This is a genomic window from Pedobacter paludisoli (assembly GCF_052344095.1).
Taxonomy (GTDB): domain Bacteria; phylum Bacteroidota; class Bacteroidia; order Sphingobacteriales; family Sphingobacteriaceae; genus Pedobacter.
The window spans coordinates 1,402,739-1,428,282 of record NZ_CP179926.1; the positions used below are offsets into that span (position 1 = coordinate 1,402,739).

Annotated in this window: 20 protein-coding genes and 1 tRNA gene; 7 read left to right on the forward strand and 14 right to left on the reverse strand. The window is 38.3% G+C overall.

Annotated elements, in window-relative coordinates:
* Nucleotides 1-87 precede the first annotated feature (87 nt).
* Nucleotides 88-1,704, forward strand: coding sequence for a discoidin domain-containing protein (locus ACJVDK_RS05595; protein ID WP_443939304.1), 1,617 nt, complete (start codon nucleotides 88-90; stop codon nucleotides 1,702-1,704).
* A gap of 75 nt (nucleotides 1,705-1,779) precedes the next feature.
* Here the strand turns inward: ACJVDK_RS05595 and rplT are convergent, their stop codons facing one another.
* From rplT to ACJVDK_RS05635, 8 genes are all read right to left on the reverse strand, one after another.
* Nucleotides 1,780-2,124, reverse strand: a complete 345-nt coding sequence (rplT, locus tag ACJVDK_RS05600) for a 50S ribosomal protein L20 (protein WP_025144714.1) — start codon at nucleotides 2,122-2,124, stop codon at nucleotides 1,780-1,782.
* 72 nt (nucleotides 2,125-2,196) lie between these two features.
* Nucleotides 2,197-2,397 (reverse strand): 50S ribosomal protein L35, encoded by a 201-nt coding sequence (gene rpmI / locus ACJVDK_RS05605; RefSeq protein ID WP_056095711.1) that lies wholly within the window; start codon nucleotides 2,395-2,397, stop codon nucleotides 2,197-2,199.
* A 29-nt stretch (nucleotides 2,398-2,426) separates the two neighbouring features.
* Nucleotides 2,427-2,996: a translation initiation factor IF-3 gene (infC, locus tag ACJVDK_RS05610; protein ID WP_443939305.1), complete on the reverse strand. Its 570-nt coding sequence runs from the start codon at nucleotides 2,994-2,996 to the stop codon at nucleotides 2,427-2,429.
* A 15-nt stretch (nucleotides 2,997-3,011) separates the two neighbouring features.
* The gene (gene thrS / locus ACJVDK_RS05615) at nucleotides 3,012-4,937 is read right to left on the reverse strand and encodes a threonine--tRNA ligase (protein ID WP_443939306.1); all 1,926 of its coding nucleotides are present in this window, start codon (nucleotides 4,935-4,937) and stop codon (nucleotides 3,012-3,014) included.
* Between the two features lie 220 nt (nucleotides 4,938-5,157).
* Complete coding sequence (locus ACJVDK_RS05620; protein WP_443939307.1) at nucleotides 5,158-6,060, reverse strand: hypothetical protein; 903 nt, start codon at nucleotides 6,058-6,060, stop codon at nucleotides 5,158-5,160.
* A 157-nt stretch (nucleotides 6,061-6,217) separates the two neighbouring features.
* The gene (locus tag ACJVDK_RS05625; protein WP_443939308.1) at nucleotides 6,218-6,955 is read right to left on the reverse strand and encodes a (Fe-S)-binding protein; all 738 of its coding nucleotides are present in this window, start codon (nucleotides 6,953-6,955) and stop codon (nucleotides 6,218-6,220) included.
* 24 nt (nucleotides 6,956-6,979) lie between these two features.
* Nucleotides 6,980-8,290 (reverse strand): MFS transporter, encoded by a 1,311-nt coding sequence (locus ACJVDK_RS05630; protein ID WP_443939309.1) that lies wholly within the window; start codon nucleotides 8,288-8,290, stop codon nucleotides 6,980-6,982.
* Between the two features lie 53 nt (nucleotides 8,291-8,343).
* Nucleotides 8,344-10,236, reverse strand: a complete 1,893-nt coding sequence (locus ACJVDK_RS05635) for a RecQ family ATP-dependent DNA helicase (protein ID WP_443939310.1) — start codon at nucleotides 10,234-10,236, stop codon at nucleotides 8,344-8,346.
* 71 nt (nucleotides 10,237-10,307) lie between these two features.
* On the opposite strand from ACJVDK_RS05635, the gene ACJVDK_RS05640 reads away from it, so the two are divergent.
* Complete coding sequence (locus ACJVDK_RS05640; protein ID WP_443939311.1) at nucleotides 10,308-13,535, forward strand: amidohydrolase family protein; 3,228 nt, start codon at nucleotides 10,308-10,310, stop codon at nucleotides 13,533-13,535.
* A gap of 77 nt (nucleotides 13,536-13,612) precedes the next feature.
* Here the strand turns inward: ACJVDK_RS05640 and ACJVDK_RS05645 are convergent, their stop codons facing one another.
* Nucleotides 13,613-14,098: a hypothetical protein gene (locus tag ACJVDK_RS05645; RefSeq protein ID WP_443939312.1), complete on the reverse strand. Its 486-nt coding sequence runs from the start codon at nucleotides 14,096-14,098 to the stop codon at nucleotides 13,613-13,615.
* Nucleotides 14,099-14,602: 504 nt separating this feature from the next.
* Between ACJVDK_RS05645 and ACJVDK_RS05650 the strand changes: the two genes are divergently transcribed.
* A tRNA-Ser gene (locus ACJVDK_RS05650) sits at nucleotides 14,603-14,687 on the forward strand.
* Between the two features lie 250 nt (nucleotides 14,688-14,937).
* Nucleotides 14,938-15,141 (forward strand): Arm DNA-binding domain-containing protein, encoded by a 204-nt coding sequence (locus tag ACJVDK_RS05655; protein ID WP_443939313.1) that lies wholly within the window; start codon nucleotides 14,938-14,940, stop codon nucleotides 15,139-15,141.
* Between the two features lie 70 nt (nucleotides 15,142-15,211).
* Here ACJVDK_RS05655 and ligD read toward each other — a convergent pair whose 3' ends face one another.
* The 5 genes from ligD to ACJVDK_RS05680 all read right to left on the reverse strand — a co-directional run bounded on the left by ligD (nucleotide 15,212) and on the right by ACJVDK_RS05680 (nucleotide 21,191).
* On the reverse strand, nucleotides 15,212-17,644 hold the full coding sequence (ligD, locus tag ACJVDK_RS05660) for a DNA ligase D (RefSeq protein ID WP_443939314.1): 2,433 nt from the start codon (nucleotides 17,642-17,644) through the stop codon (nucleotides 15,212-15,214).
* Between the two features lies 1 nt (nucleotide 17,645).
* Nucleotides 17,646-18,410, reverse strand: coding sequence for a non-homologous end joining protein Ku (ku, locus tag ACJVDK_RS05665; protein ID WP_443939315.1), 765 nt, complete (start codon nucleotides 18,408-18,410; stop codon nucleotides 17,646-17,648).
* 153 nt (nucleotides 18,411-18,563) lie between these two features.
* Complete coding sequence (locus ACJVDK_RS05670) at nucleotides 18,564-18,752, reverse strand: LuxR C-terminal-related transcriptional regulator (protein ID WP_443939316.1); 189 nt, start codon at nucleotides 18,750-18,752, stop codon at nucleotides 18,564-18,566.
* 523 nt (nucleotides 18,753-19,275) lie between these two features.
* Nucleotides 19,276-19,998 (reverse strand): LytR/AlgR family response regulator transcription factor, encoded by a 723-nt coding sequence (locus tag ACJVDK_RS05675; RefSeq protein ID WP_443939317.1) that lies wholly within the window; start codon nucleotides 19,996-19,998, stop codon nucleotides 19,276-19,278.
* A gap of 185 nt (nucleotides 19,999-20,183) precedes the next feature.
* The gene (locus ACJVDK_RS05680) at nucleotides 20,184-21,191 is read right to left on the reverse strand and encodes a sensor histidine kinase (RefSeq protein ID WP_443939318.1); all 1,008 of its coding nucleotides are present in this window, start codon (nucleotides 21,189-21,191) and stop codon (nucleotides 20,184-20,186) included.
* Nucleotides 21,192-21,448: 257 nt separating this feature from the next.
* On the opposite strand from ACJVDK_RS05680, the gene ACJVDK_RS05685 reads away from it, so the two are divergent.
* The 3 genes from ACJVDK_RS05685 to ACJVDK_RS05695 all read left to right on the forward strand — a co-directional run bounded on the left by ACJVDK_RS05685 (nucleotide 21,449) and on the right by ACJVDK_RS05695 (nucleotide 25,477).
* Nucleotides 21,449-23,821 (forward strand): TonB-dependent receptor, encoded by a 2,373-nt coding sequence (locus ACJVDK_RS05685; protein WP_443939319.1) that lies wholly within the window; start codon nucleotides 21,449-21,451, stop codon nucleotides 23,819-23,821.
* Between the two features lie 16 nt (nucleotides 23,822-23,837).
* The gene (locus tag ACJVDK_RS05690) at nucleotides 23,838-24,662 is read left to right on the forward strand and encodes a DUF4249 family protein (RefSeq protein WP_443939320.1); all 825 of its coding nucleotides are present in this window, start codon (nucleotides 23,838-23,840) and stop codon (nucleotides 24,660-24,662) included.
* Between the two features lie 302 nt (nucleotides 24,663-24,964).
* Nucleotides 24,965-25,477, forward strand: coding sequence for a phage integrase SAM-like domain-containing protein (locus ACJVDK_RS05695; RefSeq protein WP_443939321.1), 513 nt, complete (start codon nucleotides 24,965-24,967; stop codon nucleotides 25,475-25,477).
* The last annotated feature ends 67 nt before the right edge of the window (nucleotides 25,478-25,544 follow it).

Genomic DNA, 25,544 nt, shown 5'->3' on the forward strand with positions numbered 1-25,544 from the left:
ACAGCATGATTGTGAATTAGATGATTAATCAGAACTAAACACAATACCATAAATAACACCAAAAAACAACCCTAACCTTAATTTTTTATGAAAAAAAACAATCTAATTTTAACAGGCCTTGTCGCCGCTTGTTTGCTCTTTGCTTCATCATGCCAAAAGGCAGATATGTTGCAAGACTCTTTGGCCCTATCTGAAAACAGTTCAACCTTAGAAACTCTCACAACCGGCGATAGCATCATTACACACACCCGAAATGTGAATGTCGTCTATTTTATACCAAGCGATGTCGATAGTGTACCAGGCTATAAGCAACGATTAAGCGATCTTTTGCTTTGGAGCCAAGATTGGGTAAAACAAGAAATGACTCGAAATGGATATTCCAATAAAACGTTTGGTTTAGATAATGATGGAACTGGAAAAGTAAAGATTATCACTATTATGGGGGCTTTACCAAAAAGCAGCTATCCCTATTCAGGAGGCAGTGGGGCTGTAGCCAGCGAAGTAAATGCTTATTTTGCCAGCCATCCCACAGAAAAAACCAGTGATCATTATTTAATTATCCTTCCACGTTACTCTATTGGTACCAACGGATCACCAAGTGGTGGCCCATTCTATGGAACAGGAAAATGGTGCTATGCACTAGACTATGAAGAAATGGATATTGCTAACATGGGAAGAACAGATGCCGTTGGCAATCGTTTTAGCGTGTGGTTTGGCGGAATGGTACATGAACTGGGACATGGTTTAAATTTACCACACAACAGACAAAAAGTATCAGAAAACAGCACTTTAGGAATGGCGTTGATGTGGGCTGGGAATGGAACCTTAGGAAAGAGTCCTACTTTTTTAACGGCAGCTGATGCAGCTATTTTAAATGCGAACCAAGTATTTAACAACAACACGAATACATTTTACGGTGCTGTAACTACCAATATCACCAAGATATTTGCCAATTACGATGCATCATCTGCTTCGATTATATTATCTGGAAAATTCACATCAACGGGAAATGTTAACAGCATTTTATACTACAACGACCCCAATGTAAACAACGAGGGAACTGGTGGAAATACGGATTACAATGCCATTACTTGGGAGTCGAAAAAAATAGGAACCGATAGTTTCTATGTAGCCATGCCTATTGCCGATCTAGTGGAAAAGGGTAATGGCATGCTATACCAATTAAAAGTAAAATTCGTTCATGATAATGGTACTGTTACGCAACAAATTTACAATTATACTTTCTCTGGCGGTTTACCCGTGCTCACTTTTTCTACAAAAATAGAACTGAGCAAAGCGAACTGGTCGATTGATTCATTTAGTTCGCAAGAAAGTACCGATGGGAAAGCAACTAGCTTGATTGACGGAAACGCAACCACCGTTTGGCACTCACGCTGGAGAACATCAGCTGCTAGCTATCCGCATTCAGTGGTTATTAAAGTTGGTACAAGTGCTATCACGGCCAACGGTTTAAGTTTACTTCAAAGAAGCAGTTTAAGCCGATCTGTTAAAGATTTTGAAATACTAACGAGTAACGATGGTATCAATTTCAGTACGCAAGGAGATTTTGTGGCGGCAAATAACTCGGGAATTCAATACTTCAACTTCCCTTCTGCGCAAACCTTTCAGTATTTTAAAATTATCGCTAAGTCAGCACATGATGGAGCACAATTTGCTTGTTTAGCTGAGCTTGGCTTATACTAAGCTTACACATAAAAAAAAGTCCTGGCATTGTGCCAGGACTTTTTTAAAATATGATTATCGCCTAAGCGAAAATTTCTATTTTACTGCATCAATTACAGCTTTGAAAGCTTCTGGATGATTCATTGCTAAATCAGCCAATACTTTACGATTTAAACCGATTTCTTTAGAAGCTAGTTTACCGATTAACTGAGAGTAAGAAATACCGTGTTGACGCGCACCTGCGTTAATACGTTGAATCCACAAACCGCGGAATTCTCTTTTCTTAACTTTACGGTCACGATATGCATATTGCAAACCTTTTTCAACCGTGTTTTTAGCAACAGTATAAACTTTACTTCTTGCACCCCAATAGCCTTTAGCTAAATTAAGGATTTTCTTTCTTCTTCTTCTCGAAGCTACTGCGTTTACCGAACGTGGCATGTTGTTGTTGTTTTTTGGTAAGCGGCGTTCCTTATGGAATCTTTAAAGCCTGATACCTGGTGAATTAATAAATTACTTTCCGATACAAAGCATACGTTTAACGTTACCCATATCTGCATCTGTTACCATGCTTGCATTTCCAAGGGCGCGTTTACGTTTTGTGCTCATCTTTGTTAAGATGTGACTTTTGTATGCATTGTTTCTTTTGATTTTACCTGTTCCAGTAAGCGAAAAACGCTTTTTAGCACTGGAATTGGTTTTCATTTTTGGCATAACCTGTTTTTTAATTTATAAACCTATTTTTATTTTTTTACTACTTTCGGAGCTACTGTTAAGAACATCCGTTTTCCTTCTAACTTCGGTAATAATTCTACCTTGCCCACCTCTTCTAACGCTTGCGCAAATTTTAACAATAAAATTTCGCCTTGTTCTTTATATACAATTGCTCTTCCTTTGAAATGTACATAAGCTCTAACTTTCTCACCGTTCTCCAAAAAGCTTATTGCATGTTTCAATTTAAATTGGAAATCGTGATCGTTCGTGTTAGGACCGAAACGAATCTCCTTAATAACTGTTTGCTTAGCGTTTGCTTTAATCTCTTTCTGCTTTTTCTTTTGCTCGTAAACAAACTTGCTATAATCAATAATTCTACAAACCGGAGGCACTGCATTTGGAGAAATCTCTACCAAATCTAATTCTAGCTCATCAGCAAGTGCCAAAGCTTTTGCCAAAGGATAAATCCCTTGTTCAACATTATCGCCAGCCAAACGCACTTCTGGCGATTTAATGTGCTGATTAATGTTATGTTCTGCTTCTTTTTTCTTAAAAGGTGGACGTGGTCCCCTGTTAAATCCTGGTCTTCCTAATGCCAAATTTGTATCTTTTAATTAAACTGTTATTTCTTTTACTAATAAAGCGCTGAATTCCTCCAACGTCATGTTTCCTACATCTCCCTCTCCATGCTTACGTACCGAAACTCTTCCTTCTGCCATCTCCTTATCCCCGATTATAAGCATGTAAGGTATCTTTTTAACTTCCGCATCGCGAATCTTGCGACCAATTTTCTCATCACGGAAGTCAATAAGTCCGCGAATATCGGAATTATTTAGCGTATCTAAAACTTTTTTTGAATATTCTTCATATTTTTCTGAAATAGGAAGGATAATAAACTGCTCTGGACTTAACCATAATGGGAAGTTTCCGGCGCAATGTTCAATCAAAACAGCAATAAACCTTTCTAATGAACCGAATGGTGCACGGTGAATCATTACTGGACGATGTTTTTGATTATCACTTCCAGTATATTCCAACTCAAAACGTTCAGGTAAATTATAATCCACTTGGATGGTACCCAACTGCCATTTTCTACCTAAAGCATCTTTCACCATGAAATCCAACTTAGGCCCATAAAATGCTGCTTCTCCGTATTCTACAACCGTATTGAGTCCTTTTTCAGCTGCTGCTTCAATGATGGCATTTTCTGAAAGCAACCAATTTTCATCTGAACCGATGTACTTCGCTTTATTTTCAGGGTCACGTAAAGATACTTGAGCAGTGTAGTTATCAAATCCTAACGATTTAAACACATACAACACCAAATCAATTACCTTTTTAAACTCATCCTTTACTTGCTCTGGCATACAGAATAAGTGCGCATCATCCTGAGTAAACCCGCGTACACGTGTTAACCCATGCAATTCGCCACTTTGTTCGTAACGATATACGGTTCCAAACTCGGCAAAACGTACCGGTAAATCTTTATACGAACGCGGTTTGGTTTTATAAATTTCGCAATGGTGCGGACAGTTCATCGGTTTTAAGAAGAACTCCTCTCCTTCTTGCGGCGTTTTAATCGGCTGAAAAGAATCTTTTCCATATTTCTCCCAGTGTCCTGATGTAACGTATAAATTCTTGTGACCGATATGCGGTGTAACTACTTGCTCATATCCAGCTTTTGCTTGTGCTTTAGTTAAGAAATTCACCAATCGCTCGCGCAAAGCAGTTCCTTTTGGCAACCATAAAGGTAGCCCCATACCAACTTTTTCAGAAAAAGCGAACAATTCCAGTTCTTTCCCTAGCTTACGGTGATCGCGTTTTTTAGCTTCTTCAATCATGGCTAAATACTCAGTCAACTCGCTGGCTTTTGGGAAAGTTACCCCATAAATACGGGTTAATTGTTTTTTGGTTTCATCACCACGCCAATATGCACCCGCTACATTCATCAATTTTACAGCTTTAATAAAGCCTGTATTCGGAATGTGAGGTCCACGGCATAAATCGGTAAATGAACCTTGTGTATAAAATGTGATTTTTCCATCTTCTAACCCATCAATCAGGTCTAGTTTGTACTCATCACCTTTTTCGGTAAAATAGCTAATTGCATCTGCTTTGCTAACGCTTTTACGAGCAAATGCTTCTTTTTGTTTAGCCAGTTCCACCATTTTGGTTTCAATGGCTTTAAAATCGTCAGAAGAAAATTCCTGATCTCCGAAATCTACATCGTAGTAGAATCCTGTTTCAATAGCTGGGCCAATGCCAAATTTTGTTCCCGGATATAGTGCTTCTAAGGCTTCGGCCATTAAATGCGCAGAAGAATGCCAAAAAGTTGATTTTCCGGCAGCATCGTTCCAGGTTAATAATTTAACGCTGGCATCGCCTTCGATTGGACGGCTTGAATCCCAAACCTCTCCGTTTACTTCGGCTGCTAAAACGTTACGGGCTAAACCCTCTGAAATTGACAAGGCAATTTGATGGGCTGATGTGCCCTTTTCGTACTGACGTACAGAACCGTCAGGTAAAGTAATGTTAATCATCTACAACTATGATTTAAAGCTTAATTAATAATTCAAATAATCACTTACTACGTGATTTTTCCTTCTTTTACAAAAATAGCAAAAACATTTCGGGAAGTCGGTAATTGGATAAATATTTTTCGACTATCTTGAATTAATCTAGCAAAAAGAATATTATTTTAATCTGGAAGCAAAAAAAAGCCTGATTATTGCTAACCAGGCTTATCTCTTGTATGTGGATTTAATTACCAAATGTTCTAATTTGAATGCCTCCGCCTGAGCCTCCGTTACCCATCCTGCTTCTAATGCGTTTCATTTGCGCTTCCATTTTTGCTCTGTAGGCTTCTTCTGTAATTAAAGTTGCTTTTTTAGGTGCGGTTACATCCTTTGCACTTACTCCACGGTACTCCATACTGGTAGCTACTACACTGTTTCCTCTTCCCTCGATGGCCAATACGGCGCCTTTTGTCCATAAATTTGGATTCGGCGAAAAATCGAAACCTAAATCAGTAGTATACCAAAGATGCGTTTCTTCTGTAACATCCTTATCCATGTCTAAAATTTTCATCGAGCGAGTCGATTTTACAATTACTTCCTTGCAATCAAAACCAATAATTTTTTTGGTGTTCGTCGTTTCAACAACCTCAATTTTCGGTGCAGGAGGAGGTGTTTGTGGTGTTTTGCTACTATCTTGACGACTACCACCCATTCTAAAATTAGGCAACATACTCGTAGCAGAAAGGTTTAATTTCGTTGGAATGTAATACGTAGTATCGCTTACATCAAATACTTGCGCTACACTCTTATCAGCAAACGTATAATAATATTCGCGACTTCCTCCACCAAATCGCATCATCATACGACCAAAGCCGCCACCACCTCCGCCACCACCGTTACTATCTTCCATTTCCTCAACAGGCATGTAACTGGCATTGGTTGCCGTGAATAATAATTCATAATTTGATTTACTGGCTGAAGGCATACGTGCTTTCATAGCATCGTTCAGCTGCATACCACTTGCTGAAGCCATTGTGGCAGGATCAATGGTATTTTCGAACTGAATTGCGCCTGAAGTTTTCTTTTGTGCATCTGCAGCTGTAGCCAGTGCAATAACACTTAATAAAGAAAGGAATATCTTTTTCATGTTTTGTTCTTTTGTTGTTTGAGTCGAAAGCTTTAATATGGTTTAAAGCAAAGTTATTAAGATTACCCAAAAAGCATGTTAAAAAATGTTAAACACCTGCTTAAACTGCGCAAGAAAGCACATTGTAATCTCTTTTTTACATGAAAATTTTTCGCAATTAGTACTCTGTACTTTCTAGCCAGCCATTGCACAACACATCGGCAATGTGCATGGTTTTAATGGGCAAATTATTTTTGTCGATATATCCTTGCAAATGCAGCAAACACGATAAATCGGTAGAAATAATGTAATCTGCTTTTTGATCCAAGGCATGATTTACCTTTTGCTGCGCCATGGCCGATGAAATACCATCAAACTTAACCGCAAAAGTACCGCCAAAACCACAGCACATATCGGTATCTTTCATTTCCAGCAATTCTAAACCATGTACTTTTGAAAGCAATAAACGCGGTTCTTCTTTAATTTTACACTCGCGCAAAGCACTGCAAGCATCGTGATAAACAGCCTTTCCTTCTAGCTCCGCACCGAAATAATCCTTTTTCAGCACATTTACCAAAAAATCTGACAGTTCAAAAATATGTTGTTGCAACGAACGGCATTTATTGTGCACCATGGTATTCGTAAACAAATCATTGTAGCCCGCTTTCACCATGCCTACACAAGAGGCCGATGGCGCCACTACATACGTGTTTTCGCTATAATCGTTTAAAAACTTGGTTCCCACCTCTTTGGCTTCGTCCCAGTAACCCGCATTGTAAGCCGGCTGACCGCAGCATGTTTGTTTTGAATTGTAGCTTACCTTGCAACCCGATTTTTCTAATAATTTAACGGTATTAAAGGCAGTTTCAGGATATAATTGGTCTACAAAACAGGGAACAAACAATTCAACTTTCATCAACAAAAATTTAAAGATTCAAAATTACAAATTACGCGCTTCTTTACGACCAATTTTTTTCAATGCAAATAAAAAGATTAATCCCACGATAAAAAAGGAAGCAAGCGCAATGATTGAATTACGCATATTTTCAGTTTGCTCTTCGATAAAGGCAAAGGTAAATAAACCTAAAACAATGGATAATTTTTCTGTTGCATCGTAAAAACTAAAAAACGAAGCGGTATCTTTTGTTCCTTCTGGGATTAACTTGGAATACGTAGAACGGGATAACGATTGTATACCGCCCATGATCAAGCCAACCACCACGGCTAAGCCGTAAAATTGAAATTCATTGGTAATAAAATAGGCAGCGCCACAAGTAGCTATCCATACAAAAACGACCACCAATAACACGTTAATATTTCCAATTTTCTTTGCCAATACAGACATCAACCAAGCGCCCAAGATAGCAACTAATTGAATGAGCAAAATTACAATGATTAATTTAGATGCTTCTAAATGCAAAACTTTGGCTCCAAATCCGGCAGCGGCCAACATAATGGTTTGTACGCCCATCGAATAAAAGAAAAAGCTCATTAAATAGGTTTTTAAAAAAGTCATTTCTTTTAATTCCTTCCACACTTTGGCAAATTCGCCAAAACTACTTTTTAACATGCCTGCAGCATTTGTTGGGGTCAGCGTTGGCTCATCTTTCTTCAGTGCTTTAAATGGAATTTGGGCAAATAAAAACCACCAAATACCGACTAACAAAAAGGATAACCGTGCTGGAAATGATTTATCTACAATGCCAAAAAGTTCGGGTTTAAGTACAAAAACGAAGCAAATTAGCTGCAAAATAACACTACCAATATAGCCATATGAAAAGCCTTTGGCGCTTACGCTATCTTGATTTTCGACCGACGCTATAATGGGCAAATAGGAATTATTAAACATCACCCCGCCTACGTATCCCATGGCGGCTAAAACAAAACAGATTATTCCCAATTCCAAGGTTTCCAATTTAAAAAAATACAATCCCATGCAAGCAAAAGAACCGATGTAGGTAAACAGCATCATAAAAAACTTCTTTCTCCCGCGGGCATCGGCATAAAATGATAACACAGGTAATAAAAGCACCATAATTAAATAGGCCACGGCAAGTGCATAATTGGATAAAGCTGTATTGATAAATGATTTTCCAAAGAATGTTACCCGATCGCCATGTTCCTCGGTTGTTGTAATGGCCGCATAGTAAACCGGAAAAATTGTTGAGGTGATAACCAGGTTGTAGGCAGAATTTGCCCAGTCAAAAAACGCCCAAGAGCGAATAACCTTTTTATTATCTTTTTCTATCATTGAGTTTAAAAACTTCTTAAATGGTTACGGAAATGATTTATCGTTATCTATGTTCAAATGTAGTATTTCTTTCCATCGCTTTTAATTTTTCCTGCATCTAATAATTCGCGAATGATGGTAATACGTTGGTTTTCACTTCCAATTTTTATTGAGCCAACGAGTTCAGCTAAATCTAAAGCAGTCTGTTTTAAGTAGGTGATTGTTTCAAACTCAATTTGTTCGTTTAGTTCAACTGCTCTTTTACTGCGTATTTGCGCCAAGCAAACATCGCAAACACCACAACTGGGCGCATTTTGTTCGTCAAAATAAGCCAACAACTGCTGACTACGGCATTTGGGGGTTAAAACGTATTTCACCGTTGCGTTAATCTGCTTCAGCATAATTTCCTTTCTTTGCTGCAGGTATTTTACATCCACATCAAAGTGCTCCATATCTACACGAGCACGAATGTATTGTAGTTGAGGTTCATCCGTTTTAGGCAAGTACGTTAGCAATTCCAAATCATTCAATTTCTTCAGCATATTGACCGTATCGCGAAATGATATTCCCGATCGTTTAGCGATTTCAGCTTCCGAAATTTTCACAAAACCATCAAACAAACCGGCATATGAGCGTACAATCACTTTAATAAAACTGTCATAGGCTCTATTTTCAATCTGAAAGCGATACAAATCTTCGTTCCCAACTAAAAACAGCACCCGAGAAGGTATAAAGACACTTTCAGACAGCGTGATGTATCCATCATGTTCGAGAAATTTCAAAGCCGACAAACATTTCAAAACATTGATATTAAATCGCTTACAAAAAGCAGCCACATCAAAAGTAAAGGTTAAACCTTCGCCTGCACCAAATGCCAATTGAAAATAATTACCTAAATAATGATATACTTTTCGAATCTCATCCGCTGAGGGAAAACTGTCAATATAACGCGATTCTAGAGTATCCACATCCGTCTGATTGGCCAATAGTACGGCATAACTCCGTTTTTCATCCCGTCCGGCCCTACCCGCTTCTTGATAATATGCTTCTAAACTTTCGGGTAAATCTAAATGTACCACAAACCGAACATCGGATTTATCAATACCCATTCCAAAGGCATTTGTAGCGACCATTATCCGCGTTTTGTTTTGCTTCCATTCCTCTTGCTTCGTAAAACGAACGTCCCTATCCAAACCGGCGTGGTAAAAATCAGCTTTAATCTGGTTGCGATTGATGAAATTGGATACTTCAGCCGTTTCACGTCGGTTCCGGACGTACACCAATCCAGTTCCTTTCACATTTCGGCAAATATCCAGCAGTTTCCCATACTTATCTTCATCAGCAGAAACAACATAACTTAAATTATCACGCGCAAAACTTTTAACAAATATTTCTGGATTTTTTAGTGTTAATTTCTCGATGATATCTGCCCGAACCATATCTGTTGCTGTGGCAGTCAGTGCTAAAAGGGGTACTTTGGGTAAGATTTCGCGCAGTTGCGAAATTTGCAAATAGGGCGGCCTAAAATCGTAGCCCCATTGCGAAATACAATGCGCCTCATCAATGGCAATTAAGTTCACATTCATGTAGGAAATTCGCGTGCGTACCAATTCCGAAAGCAAGCGCTCAGGCGATAAATACAGAAACTTTATCTTGCCATAAATGCAGTTATCCAACAAAATATCTATTTCGCGCTTTCCCATTCCCGCATAAATTGCAATGGCTTCAATTCCCTTTTGTTTCAGATTTTCAACCTGATCCTTCATCAAGGCAATTAAAGGCGAAACCACAATGCAAATACCTTCTTTTACTAGTGCTGGTACTTGAAAGCAAATAGACTTCCCTCCTCCCGTAGGTAAAAGCGCCAAAGTATCCTTATCTTCCAAAACGGAGCAAATAATTTCCTCTTGCAAAGGTCTAAAAGCGGCGTGTCCCCAATATTTTTGTAAAATCTCTAACGAAGTCATATTTCAGCAATACCAAAACTATAAAAAAGCTATTGATATTACTAAATTGCATCATAATTAATCTAACTTAAATGAAGTACTTCTTTTTTATCCCTGTATTCTGTTTTTATTTTGGACAAACGTCCGCACAAGAGAAAAAATGGGACATTGAAAAATATGCCGGACCTACCAAAACGATTAATGTAAATACCGATGAAGGTACTTGGATGAATCTGGATGTTAGCCTAGATGGTAAAGAAATTGTTTTTGATTTACTAGGCGACATTTATACGCTTCCGATTACAGGTGGCGGTGCAAAACTAATAAGTGGCGGTATTGCTTGGGATGTACAACCTCGTTTTAGTCCGGATGGAAAATACATATCTTACACGAGTGATAAAAGTGGGGCTGATAACATTTGGATTATGAATCGCGATGGTTCTAACAAAAAACAAATAACAAAAGAAACTTTCAGACTATTAAACAATGCCACTTGGTTGCCCAATAGCGAATACCTCATTGCTCGAAAACACTTCACCGCGTCACGCTCGCTTGGCGCTGGAGAAATGTGGATGTACAGTATCAACGGTGGGGAAGGTATTCAATTAACCAAAAAGAAAAACGACCAACAAGATGCTGGGGAGCCCAATGTATCGCCCGATGGCAAATACGTTTATTTTAGCGAAGATGTAAGCCCGGGTCCTGCTTTTCAATACAGCAAAGACCCGAATGGAACTATTTATGCCATCCGCCGATTGGATTTAACCAACGGAAAATTAAGCACTTTAATTGACGAACAAGGCGGAGCTTGTCGGCCTCAAGTATCCCCTGATGGAAACCTCATTGCTTTTATTAAACGAGTACGACTAAAATCGGTTTTATACATTCAAAACTTAAAAACGGGCGAAGAATGGCCTGTGTACGATGAGCTATCCCACGATCAACAAGAAACCTGGGCTATTTTTGGAGTATATCCGAATTTTGCTTGGACTCCTGATAACAAAGGTTTGGTGTTTTATGCACATGGAAAAATTAGAAGTATCAATATTCATAGTTTAAGCACCGAGATTATTCCTTTTCAAGCGAATACCATTCAAACAGTACAGGAATCGCTTCATTTTCAACAACCTGTTTTTCGCGAAGATTTCAAAGCAAAAATGGTCCGCCAATTGGTAACCTCGCCTGATGGAAAAACCGTTGTTTTCAATGCCGCAGGATACCTTTATAAACAAGACTTACCAAATGGAAAGCCAGAAAGATTAACCACAGGATTAGATTTTGAATTTGAACCTGCGTTTAGTCCAGATGGAAAATTTGTTGTCTTTACCACTTGGAACGACGAATTGCGCGGAGCTATTAAACGTGCAGAACTAAAAACCGGTAAAATGATTACGCTGAGCGATGAAAAAGGCTTTTATTATTCTCCAAAATATTCGAGTAAAGGCGATAAAATCGTTTTCCGAAAAGGAAGTGGAAACGATGTTTTAGGGTATAATTATGGTCGCGGTGTAGGGATTTACCTGATGCCGGCAACGGGCGGTTCTAAAACATTGGTAATTGACAATGGCATTAAGCCGCAATTTAACAACACCGATACACGCATCTATTTTCAAAGCAATGCTGATGGAAAAAAAGCACTTAAAAGTGTTGATTTGAATGGTGGAAATGAGCGTATTCATTTCACTTCGCAATACGCGAATCAATTTGTGATTAGTCCCGACAATAAATATTTGGCCTTTAATGAACTGTTTAACGTATACATCACCCCCATGATTAATGTTGGTACTGCACAAGATGCTTCTGCCGGAAATAAAGCTATTCCTGTTGCCAAAATTACGACCGATGGAGGAACTTATATAGAATGGAGTGCCGATAGTAAGAATCTGCATTGGACTTTAGGGCCAGATTATTACACCATAGACGTAAAAGCAGCATTTAATTTTGATGGCAGTACACCTAAAACCACCCCAAACCGTGTCCAGCTAAATATACCCTTAAAAGCAGATATTCCTAGCGGGATGATAGCCTTAAAAGGTGCCCGTATTATTTCAATGAAAGGTGATGAAGTTATTGAAAAGGGAACTATTTTGACCGATGGAAACAAAATTGTAGAAATTGGTGAAATGAATGCTGTAAACATTCCAGCAAACGCCAAAGTAATGGACGTGAGCGGCAAAACCATTATGCCGGGTATCATCGACGTACACGCACATTTGCGCACCAGTCCTGATGGAATAAGCCCTCAAACAGATTGGAGTTATTTGGCCAATTTAGCCTTTGGAGTGACCACTGCGCACGACCCTTCCAGCAACACGGAAATGGTATTTAGTCAAAGTGAAATGCTTAAAGCTGGTCGCTTGGTTGGCCCACGGGTATTTTCGACTGGCTCTATTTTATACGGCGCTGATGGCGATTTTAAAGTCGTGATTAACAGTTTAGACGATGCCTTGTCAAACCTACGTCGATTAAAAGCTGTAGGCGCATTTTCGGTAAAATCGTATAATCAGCCGCGACGTGACCAACGTCAACAAATATTGGAAGCTGCCCGTCAGTTAAAAATGGAAGTAGTTCCGGAAGGAGGTTCTACCTTCTTTACAAACATGAACATGATTGTTGATGGACATACAGGTATTGAACATAGCATCCCGGTTTTACCGGTTTATAAAGATGTTATCAACCTTTGGAACCATACCAAGGTTGCCTATACGCCTACCTTAATTGTAGCCTATGGTGGCCAATGGGGCGAAAATTATTGGTACGACCGCACCAACGTTTGGGAAAACGAGCGCTTGTTAAGCTATACGCCACGTTCGATTATTGATGAACGTTCGCGCCGTAGAACTACTTCGGAATATAGTGATTACAACCACATCAACATTGCGAAGGCAGCAAAACAAATAGCAGAAAATGGAACAAAAGTAAATCTAGGTGCCCATGGGCAACTACAAGGCTTAGGCGCTCATTGGGAACTTTGGATGCTGGTTCAAGGTGGCTTTACACCTTTGCAAGCCATTCGTTGCGCTACATTAAACGGCGCAAGCTATTTAGGTATGGAGACCGAAATTGGTTCATTAGAAACTGGAAAATTGGCTGATATGGTTATCATGGATGCAAATCCACTGGATGATATTCGTCACTCTGAAAAAATAAAATATGTGATGATTAACGGACGCTTATACGATTCGGCCACAATGAATGAAGTTGGAACTCGCGAGAAGATCCGCAGCAAAATGTGGTTTGAGAATACGAAAGGCAATGCCTACACCCATCCTTCAGGAGAATCAGAAACATGGACCTACACGGTTCCGCATTGCGATTAAAAACAAAAAAAAGCCCCAAAAAGTTAGACGCTTTTTGGGGCATAGTAAAATGAGGCATCCTCAGTTCTTTAAACGGATTATTTCATTTTCAACTCTCCGATAATTGGAATTTCGCTTTGTAATTCAGAACGAATGGCCGTTTGCATATACAATTCCAATTGCATCACTTTTGCAGCTTGTGTTGGAGATATCGCCGATTTCAATTTGCCATAATATTTCTGTTGTAATTTATCAATGGCAACGTTATTTTTTAATAGACTTTGCATCAAAGGATCTACTTTTTCATTTGTTAGCGAAGCATAATTATCTGCGTATTCTTTAATGATTTGAATTCGCTCTGCTCCTAGTGCCTTATATTCATCACTATACTGTGTATAAATTGGATCAAATTTAGCTTTGTCTGCATCTGTAAATTTTAAAACCTGATAAATAATAGCACGTTTCTCCATCCCGAAAAGACCTTGAACGACCTGTACTTCGTCTTTGTCTTGAGCTTTCAAACCTAAACTACATGCACCTACAATAAGCAGCGTAAAGAGCATTTTTAAATTGTTTTTTTTCATAGTGGTATTTTTTTGTAACAAATATACTACTTTGTTCGAACTCTCTATAAAAATAATACGACATTAAAGGAAATCCTTTAGATAGGCTAATATGCACAGTATGAGCAACAAAATCAAAGATTTCGTCATTGTTTTCCTGCTTGATTCAAGTTGTTGGGGAGATCGGCCCTGTTCCATGCTTGGTTGTTTAGTTCATTTAGATAGGATATCGTACTAAAACGTTTTCACTTCAAAATTGTTTATAAAAAAAGTAAATCCGAATTAAAACACCTGAAAACCAACAACTTATTTTTAAAAAACAACAAATTCCCATGATTACATAGGTTTATTTGAGCGTAATCGATTCAGATAAGCTGTATATTTCTCAACAAAAGAACTAAGATAAACCAAGATAAAATCAACAAAAAACACCTTTATTGAGCCAGAATCGATGATTTTCCAGAAAAAATAAAAAAAATCAAATAACTATTTGCAAATATAAAACAGATTCGTACTTTTGCCGATGGAAAGCTGGCAGAGTGGTCGAATGCGGCAGTCTTGAAAACTGTTGACTGTCACAGGTCCGGGGGTTCGAATCCCTCGCTTTCCGCTGAAAAGATCTTAAAACCTTTCAAAAGCCTGCAAATCGCACGATTGCAGGCTTTTTTTGTTTCTAAACCATACCAAAATAGTTATTTAATCACAAACAACAGGTGCGTGATTCGGTGAGTCATTTTGGGAATTTGGATGGACGCACTAATAACGAATTAATAAACTGATTATCAAGATGTTTACGCAGTAATCATCTTGATTTTTTCCTACTGCAAAGCTAGATTTGTTAACCATTAATGTAAAACATTATGAAAACCAATTTCAGCTTACTCTTCTTTTTGAAGAGACCAAAAAATTACAAGACTGGCCCCGCGCCAATTTATTTAAGGATTACCGTTGAAGGTAAACGTTCGGAATTCTCATCAGGAAGATTGTGTGAACCTAAATTATGGAATCCATCAAAGGGTCGGACTGGAAATTTCGGTGAAATTGACCACCCAATTCCGTTTTAAACTGACCACCTATTCCGCTGGAAATTGACCACCTCATTTCGGATCAAATTAACCATATTTTACAACTAAACTAAACTTTCGTTTTCTCAATCTTATTCTTCACTTTGTAAATATCCTTCCATATATCGCCCAGTTTTTCCAATCGCTCTTTCATATTGAAAATCGTAAAATTGTCGATTTTCAAATCCTCGTTTACTTCTTCCCATTGCAGAGGGGCCGAAACGGTAGCTCCAGGTTTGGGTCTCAAGGAATAAGGCGCAACAATGGTTTGCCCTTTTCTGTTCTGCAAATAATCTAAATAGATTTTATGCTTTCGTTTACTCGGACTACGCTCCAAACTGGTGATATCCGGGTGATGTTCGTAAACCAAACCTGCCACATAATGCACAAAGTTTTTAGTGATTTCGTAATCGTATTTCCCCAAAGGAATTACGATATGAATACCCTTAGAGCCCGAAGTTTTCACAAAAGAAGTAATGTTCATTTCATCTAACACTGATTTAGCAGTTAATGCTACTTCAACCACACGATCAAATGAAATTCCATGAGGGTCTAAATCCAAGACTGCAAACAGGGGTTGATCTGGTTTCAAATAGCTACTCATCCAAGGATTAATTTCTATACAGCCCAAATTTACCATCCAAAGCAAGGTTGCTTCATCATTACAGATCAGGTAATCTATCTTTTTATGAAGATGCTCGGATGGGAGCGTTGCGTATTTAATCCAGCTAGGAATTTGCGCGACATTCAAATCCTTCTGAAAAAAACCTGGTTGTGCTATCCCATTGGGATGCCTGTTGAGGGAAAGTGGCCTGTTTTTAAGATGGGGCAAGATATAGGCCGCCATTTCGCGATAATAATTGACCACTTGTCCTTTGGTTATTTTCTCATTGGGCCAATACAACTTATGCTGATTGGTAAATTTTACGGCTTTCCTACCAAATTTAAGAGAAAACTCCTCCTCAGTGTCAACTTTTTTAGCGGCTACGGGTTTTTCCTTAACGATTTCAGAAACTGCCTTATCTTCTCTAATTCCTTTAAAAACAGGATGGCGCAAACGCTGATTTTCCGTCCATTCTAAAAAAGTTACCTCACAAACTACTTTGGGCCTTAGCCAAGTCACCTTTTTTTGCTGCGCCACTTTTTCGTCAATCGGCTTTTCTGTGGTTATAAACGGCTTTAAAATTTCAGTAATTTCTTTTAAAGACTGCTCAGTAAAACCAGTGCCGCAATTACCGATATAACTTAGTTTTCCATTTGTGCCGCTTACGGCCAAAACTAATGCTCCAAAGTAATTTCTTTCTCCCGAGGGTCTGGTAAAACCCACTACTATTGCTTCCTGCGACTGTTGTATTTTGATTTTTTGCCAATAACTGCTCCTCACCCCACTTAGGTAAGTACTTTCTGCGTCTTTAGCCATCACACCTTCCCATCCATTTTTCCTTGCATCCTCTAAAAATTCATTGCCCTTTAATTTAAACGAAGGCACCATTTCTATTGCTTTCTGCTTGTTATTGGCCAAAAGCATTTCCAAGAGTTTTTTGCGCTGTCGTAAAGCCATCATACTTACATCAGCACCATTGATTTGGAGCACGTCAAAAACGGCATAACGTAGATCTACTTTCTTGTCAGAAGGGTCGTAGTGCTGTAAAGCTTGAAAATTGCTCTTATTTTTTTCCCTTACCACAATTTCGCCATCCAAAATGGCATCGATATTCAATTTTTCCAAGGAATTAATGAGGGTTGGATAAGCTTTGCCTAAATCTTTTCCATTTCTGGAAATCAAGGATACCCTATCCTGCTCCACTTTCGCGATTCCCCTATATCCGTCTATTTTTTCTTCGAAAACCCAATCTTGATCATCCACTACTTGTTTAACTAACTTTGCCAACATGGGTTGCGGAACTTTTTCTTTGGATTTAGGTTTTACGGAAGAAATTACTTTCTCCTTCTTAAAGTCCTTTCCCAGTTTTTTAATCTTTGCCGATACCTCATTTTCCACATCATATTTTTTATCTACGGCATATTTATCTTTATGCTTAATCAACAGCCAAGCATTGTGCTCACTGTCTTTCATTTTCACCAAGGCAAATTCTCCCTTGAGTTTTTTACCATGCAGTACAAACTTTAAATTACCCTCATCTAAACCTCTATCCAAGCTACTTTTCTTGTGATCTATGGCCTCATAGGTACCTTCATCAAAAATATTCACTACGCCTGCCCCATAGCTTCCTTTCGGTATGGTTCCTTCAAAAGATTTATAGTCATAGGGATGATCTTCTACCATCATGGCCAAACGCTTATCTTTGGGATTAAGGGACGGCCCTTTAGGCACTGCCCAACTCTTTAGCACCCCATTGAGTTCCAACCTAAAATCGTAATGTAAATGGGAGGCATGGTGCCTTTGTACCACAAACGAAAGTTTTCTACCGTCCGTTTTTCCCCCTGTAGGCTCTGTAGTTTGTTTAAAATCCCTCTTTTTAATGTACTTGCTTAAAGACATTTTAAGCTCCTTTCTTGCTCAAACTTTGCATTAATTGTTGGTAAAGATCATCGCTAACACTTTTTTGCGGCAGCATTTTTTTAACAACTACTTTTTTGCCTTTTGCCTTGGCCCTTATCACTTTCATCAGTTCTTTCGTATACTCGTCCTTAAAGGCTCCAATATCAAAATCGCTACTATATTGCTTAATGAGCGCCATGCCCACGGCCAGTTCTTTTGGCTTAATGGTTTGTACCTCAGTTTCTAAATCCTTGAAAGCCCTTATCTCCTCTTCAAAACGAATACGCGTAATTACCAACATATTGCCTAAGGGATGCATGATGCATAGATGTTCATTATTGCGCAGTACAAACCGGGCCAAACCTGCTTTTTTTGATTTTTGTAATGCTCTTAATAAGAGTGAATAGGCTTTTTTCCCTTGTGGCTCTGGCTGTGTGTAATACGAGGTTTCGTAATAAATCGGATTGATGTCGGCTATATCTACAAAATTCTCCAATTCTATTAGTTTTGTTTTTTCAGGCATCGCCTGTGCAAAGTCTTCATCTTCCAGTACCACATAGTTATCTTTTAACAAATAGCCTTTTACAATACGCTCATAAGGCACCTCTTTTCCACTTTTCTCGCTAATACGTTGGTATTTGATTTTTGAGAGGTCTTTACCATCAAGCATGTCTAAATCCAAATGGCTACTTTGTACCGCTGAATACAATTTCACTGGAATATTTACAAGTCCAAATCCTATTGCTCCTTTCCAAATCGACTTCATTACTTTCTTTTTAACAAGCGCAGCATCCCATATACTGCTTGATAAAAAACAGCCGAATCAGCAAATAGTTTGTGAATAAATCACTTACTGAATTAAACCATGCATTACGCCATACCTTATTAACGAGGCCGATTTTTTTGAACCAGTCTTATCTTACAGACTTTGTCGATGCCCCTCTATAGTGCGTTTACTCAAAAAGAACTTTTCGGACATCTGCAAATTGGTTAATCCTTCGGCAATGAGTTGCAGAATTTCAAGTTCACGCAACGAAAAATCAATTTGGTCTAGAATTCTACTTTTAACTGGTCTGAATTTTGGGAAGTGCACAATATCTTCTTTCACTCATAATCAAGAATTAAAATCAAACCCCATTGGTGTTTGTTGCCAATTGGATGTTACAGAGACTTGCTAAAATCGAGAGCTGCGGGTATTATTATCTAGACCCTAACCAAGGAATGAATATCAGAGACTTTCTGTCTGGTAAGCTACTTAAACAATTTTAAGACCGCGTTTAAGAATGAGGACGCACATCCCGAAGTAGAAATCTACATGTCACAGGACAAGTGGGACAATTAGCTACTGAACCAATGTGTAGGAAAAATGAACTGGTGAATTGAATTCCTACCTTGAGAATAAGCTACAGGTTATGGTATTATGAGCATATCAGGATACTGATTTTGAAGTCGATCAACCTTTGAAAGAAAAGGGAATAACCTGAGCTATGGGTAGACAAACCAATTTACGTGACCCCATTATACCAATTTTTATTTACTTGAAAATGAATTGATAATTAATTGAATTTGATAGAAATGTTTTCGCGATGAGGGGCACTTGAAAATGGTTTATCCACCCACACTTATTCCATCTACCTACTCACAATCTTTTTGATTACAAATTCATTGAAGAAGAAATCCCGATAAATGTTGCCGATAGGTATTTCGTTTGTACCAATGTACACCGTGTTATTATCCACCGAACTGATGTGTTTTGCATTGATAATATAGGATTTGCTCACGCGTACAAACACATCTTTTGGTAATTGGTCGTGTATGGTTTTGATATTCATGGCCGTTATTACTTTTTGATTTTCGGTGTGCATCACGACATAATCTTTTAAGCCTTGAATAAAAAGGATGTTGTTAAAATAGACTTTGAAAATTCTACGGTCAGCTTTTACAAAAAAATAATCATCCGTAATCGTTTCGATGTTGTTGTTCGTATAATCGGCCTTTAGCAATTTGGAATAGGTTTGAGCTTTTTCAACAGCCTTTTGAAAACGCGCTAATTTTACGGGTTTAATCAGGTAATCAATCGCATCTACTTCGTAGCTATCCGTAGCAAATTCAGAATAAGCGGTCGTAAAAATCACAAAAGTTTCCTTTGGAATGGTCCGTGCAAATTCAATTCCATTAATTCCTGGCATTTGTATGTCAAGAAAGATTAACTCAACGGTATTGTTTTCCATAAACTTGCTGGCCGTCTCGGGACTGTTAAACGCCCCAATTAAATTTAACCCATCGGTTTGGTTAATCAACATCTCGATGGCTTCTCTTGCCAATGGTTCATCATCTACGATAATACAATTCATCCTGCTTTACTTTAGTATATTACGAAATAATCTTCAAAAATTTTCGACTTTCTATTCTTACGATTTTACACTTGGTTTTCGCCCTCTCCATTTCTTCCTTAAACCAAACGCATTGTTAGCTATTTGGTTCATCCATGCCCCCATTGCGTTCCTTGTTAAGGCCTCATCCTGTACAACCATGCAGGTCATAATTTTAGCGTTAAGGAAACGCAATACGTTTCCGGGGTTTCTTCGATTGATAACGTATGCATCGCCGGAAACAAGAGTTCCAGTCTTCGTTTAATATTGGTTAATCCCAAACCTCCTGTAGTATTAACAGACTTCTGTACAGGCTTGGAGTTGATACAGGTAAAGAAAAGTGCATCATTTCTTACATCAAAAAACAGATTTACATACGATGATTTTGTTGCGTCATTGTTATGCTTCACCGCATTTTCTACAAAGGAAATAAACAGTAAAGGCGGAATTTGTACGCCACTCAAATTACCCTCTTTTGAAATCAGGAAATCAAAACTGTCGCGTCTTACCTTTTCCAAATTTAAAAAATCTTCCAAAAAATGAATATCAGAAGTCAGCAATACCTTATCTCGCGCACTGTCATATAATTGGTAGCGTAGCAAATCACTCAATTTCATTAACACTTGCGAGGCCTTTTCAGGGTCTTTCTTCGTCAGAACATTCGCATTATTCAGCATATTAAATAAAAAATGTGGATTGATTTGATTTTTCAGTTGTTCCAATTCAGCATACGTTTTCGATTTTTCCAACTCATCAATCAATTGCCTATCAACCATCCCCTTTTGAAACAATTTTACAGAGGAGGATGCTGCAATCAACACCAAAATCAGAAACGAAAAAAGAGGAATGTTCAACCCGTTTTCGTTGGAAGCAGAATTAAAAAAGTAACCTCCAATAGCGGATAAAATAATGATAAACAAAACATATAGGCAGTATTGCAGATTTTTGTTTTTAAACAGAAACTTGGGCACCAATACATACATATTGAGATAGAACAATACGAGAAAGAAAAACAAAATGAGCGTTGGTTCTGCAATTTCGGGGGTACTATTATACAATACACAACCGATAACCGTAATGAGCAACAAATGCCGAAACACTCTGTATTTGGAGGATATTAAAAACTGAAAAAACCAATTTTCAGAAATAAACTGTTTATGTAAAGTTTCTTCCATTCCGATAAAATATAAAAACAAGATACTAAACAAATTTACACTTTAAAACTGTCGCTATCTGGGGTTTTATACAAAAGTGCATTCTTTTTATACGAAAATAACCATGCTCCAAATACCTAAAAAATGCCTTAAAATTTTTGGTAGTTCCCCCATACATTTTGCTATAAAAGATACTCCATTTGGTATAATACAAAAAAATGCATGGTCATAAAAAGATAGTTTCGCAACCAAAATTGTAATCAATCTTATTTTTTTATATGAAATACAAAATCATGTATGCCTTGCTGTTGGTAACCCTTTCATTAACGGCGTACTCCCAAGAAAAATTTACATTGAGTGGAACCATCGCCATCCAATCAAATCACGAAACAATCATCGGCGCAAGTATTTACATCCCTGAAGCAAAGGTATCAGCTACGACTAATTCGTATGGTTTCTACTCGATTACCTTGCCAAAAGGGGACTATACCATCCTGATCAGTTATGTAGGATTTGACAATCTCGAGGAGAAGATTTCGCTGACGGAAAATATAAAAAGGGATTTCGCTATGACTGAAAAAAGTACCTCATTGGATGCGGTGGTAATTTCATCAAACAACTCCAGAACGAATATCCGAAAACCAGAAATGAGCGTGAATAAACTCCCTATTTCTACCATCAAGAAAATGCCTGCGGTAATGGGCGAAGTGGATGTTTTGAAATCTATTTTAACGCTTCCGGGTGTTGCCAATGCACAAGAAGGAGCAACTGGTTTTAACGTGAGAGGTGGCTCTGCCGATGGAAATTTAGTGTTGATGGATGAAGCCGTGATATACAATACTTCGCACCTGTTCGGTTTTATCTCAGTTTTTAATGCGGATGTGATTAAAGATTTGAAACTGTATAAAGGTGGAATTCCAGCCAATTTCGGCGGGCGTACCTCTTCGGTATTGGATATTTATCAAAAAGAGGGAAACAAAAACGAATACCATGTTAATGGCGGAATTGGTGCTATTTCAAGCCGATTATTGGTTGAGGGGCCCATTGTAAACGAAAAAAGTTCCTTTGTGGTGGCGGGTCGAGGGTCTTACGCACATTTGTTACTGAAACTGGCAGACGAACCCAATTCGGCCTATTTCTACGACTTGAACGCTAAATTGAATTACAAGTGGAACGATAAGAACAACTTGTTTATATCGGGATATTTAGGTAAAGACAACATGAGTTTCAACAATGTGTTCGTTAACAACTATGGAAACTCATTCCTTAACCTACGTTGGAATCACATCTTTTCAGATAAACTATTCTCCAACGCATCGGCAATTTACACCAATTATGATTACGGATTGAAAATAAAAATGGTAGGCATTGACTGGAAGTCAACTATCCAAAACTACAACCTTAAATACGACTTCAAACACTATTTATCGGACAAGCTAAATTTGAGTTACGGGCTCAATTCCATTTATTATCAATTTAATCCCGGAACCATAAAACCGATGGATGCTAGTTCTCCCATTAATCCCGAACAGCTTGCGCAAAAATACGCTTGGGAAAACTCCTTGTATATCAGTGCTGAGCACAAACTTTCTAACAAAATCTCCTTGAACTACGGCCTTCGATACAGCAATTTCCTCAGGTTAGGCGAGCAGGAAGTAAATACGTATGCCAATAATGAAGCCGTAGTTTTCAACCCTGAATTACAAATTTACGAAGAAGGCACACCCACCGGAACCATCCAGTATGGAAAGAATCAGAAAATTGCAAGTTTTGGAAATTTAGAGCCTCGTTTTGCGATTTCTTATGCCCTTAATGACAACCAATCTGTGAAAGCAAGCTATAACCGAATGAGCCAATACATTCATTTAATTTCCAACACAGCTTCGGTGTCTCCACTGGATATTTGGGCGCCGAGCGACCAGTATTTAAAGCCTGAAATTTTAGACCAGGTGGCACTCGGCTATTTTCGCAATTTCAGCAATGATAAATATTCTCTAGAAGCAGAAGCGTTTTACAAGAAAATTAAAAACAAAGCGGATTATATTGACGGAGCGGACCTTATCGCCAACAATGCCATCGAACAGGTCATGCTGAATGGAGAAGCAAGAGCATACGGATTGGAATTGATGTTGAAGAAAAACACAGGAAAATTGACCGGTTGGCTATCTTATACACTTTCCAAAGCACAACAACGTACCCCAGGAAGGACTGCAGAAGAGCCGGGTATCAACAATGGAGAATGGTATCGGGCAAACTACGATAAAACGCACAACCTTTCGCTAACTGCCGCCTACCAACTTTCAAAAAAATGGAGTTTCGGAGGGATTTTCACCTATCAAACAGGTAAGGCAGCAACCTACCCGATTGGCAAATATCAGTATCAAGGCATTACCATTGCAAACTACGGCGAAAGAAATGCCAGCTCTATTCCGGCCTATCATCATTTGGATGTATCTGCAACCTGGACACCTAGACCAGAGAGTAAAAAAAGGTGGAAAGGTGAATGGGTATTCAGTATTTATAATGTTTACAATAGAAGCAACGCCGCCTCGGTGATGTTTGGACAAAATACGGAAACAGGTGCCAGCGAAGCAAAGAAGATGTCCATTTTTGGTATTACTCCGGGTATCACCTACAATTTCAAATTCTAATTTAAAAAATCGAACAATGAAAATATTCAAAAATTATCTCGTACTACTCTTGAGCCTTTTTCTTCTTTCCTGTACGGAAGAAATTATCGAACCTGATTTGACAACCGCAGCACCAAGACTGGTTATTGATGCATCTATTGATTGGGTAAAAGGTACTTCCGGCAAGGAACAAAAAATTATACTGAGTACCACCACCGGATATTATAGCCCTGAATTTCCGACCGTTTCGGGCGCAACCATTCGCGTGGCCAATTCAGCGAATACCAATTTCCTTTTCATCGAAAAACCCGGAACAGGAGAATATATCTGCTCCGATTTTCAACCGGTCATCGGAGAAACCTACATACTTACCGTTTCCTTAAATGGAGAAACATATACCTCCAGTGAAACATTAATGAGCGTTCCAACTATTGAAAACAACATTGAACAGAATAATAAAGGTGGAATGGGTGGCGATGAAGTGGAAATTACCTACCATTATCAAGATGATGGAACACAACAAAACAATTATCTCTATTGCGTTAAAAATCCGCGTGTTGCTTTCCCTAATTATGAAGCAGAGAACGATGAAAATAATCAAGGTAATTTAGTTCCGGTTTATTATTCTAGTAAAGATTTAAAACCCGGAGATTTAGTCAACATCAAACTATATGGAATATCAAAAAGGTATTACGACTATTTCCGAAAAATATTAGTTGCATCGGGAGCTGATACGGGTCCCTTTCCAACAACGCCGGGTACTGTAAGAGGAAATATTCTCAATCAAACTAACGATAAAAATTATCCTTACGGATATTTCAGACTATCGGAAGTGTCGACAAAAGATTATACGATACAGTAATAATCTTGTTCATAGAAATGGTGTGTATTTAGAACTTCCATCAGTCAAAAGGATGGGATATGAACAATCTAATCCAAGAAGTATTGATTTTTAAAACCAACGTTAATTATCAAAAGTCCGTTAGGAACTTAACCTAGTTACTTAACGGACACTTCGCTATTTCAGAATTGAATTTTGATTTGGAAGACTGTGATAAAATTTTGCATATAGAAGCCTCTGCAAAAATCTCGGAAGAAAAAATCAAACTTCGTGCATAGCAAAGGTGTTGATTGTGAAGAATTACCATACGAATTATAAAACCAGTGAGATACACAAACTTGTGGCTTGAGTTTCACCGAAACTTCATTTTACCACAATTCACAGCGAGGAGGAGTCACTTGAAAAAGGTTGATCCCCTACGTGAAGATTTCGGTCTACATTATCATTTCGGAAATAGGAGCCAATTCATTTCGGATTTATTAAACCACTTTAAACTGTATATTACTAGTAAATTAGCACACAATTTTAAATTAGTTAATTGTGGTCAAATTGCCACGGAATTAGGTGGTCATCACTACCGTATTCTCCACATCGACATCAGAAATATTGATCATCTGTTTATAGCAGACTATGAATTCTTCCTTCGGACAACTCGGAAATGTAATAATAACTCCGCTGTAAAATACATTAAAAACCTAAAGAAAGTAATTAAACGCTGTCTCGCCTGGACAAACCAGTCCACTCCCCCCTATTCGCCAAATTATCAACAAATTAAAAATCAATATTTTACAACGAATTTATTTCTGGCGAGACGGGGTCAATCTAACCTGTTTTAACCAGCTAGATGGTAAAAAACCAGGATTTCAGACTTGCGTAGAAACTGAAAAGCCTTACCCAACAATT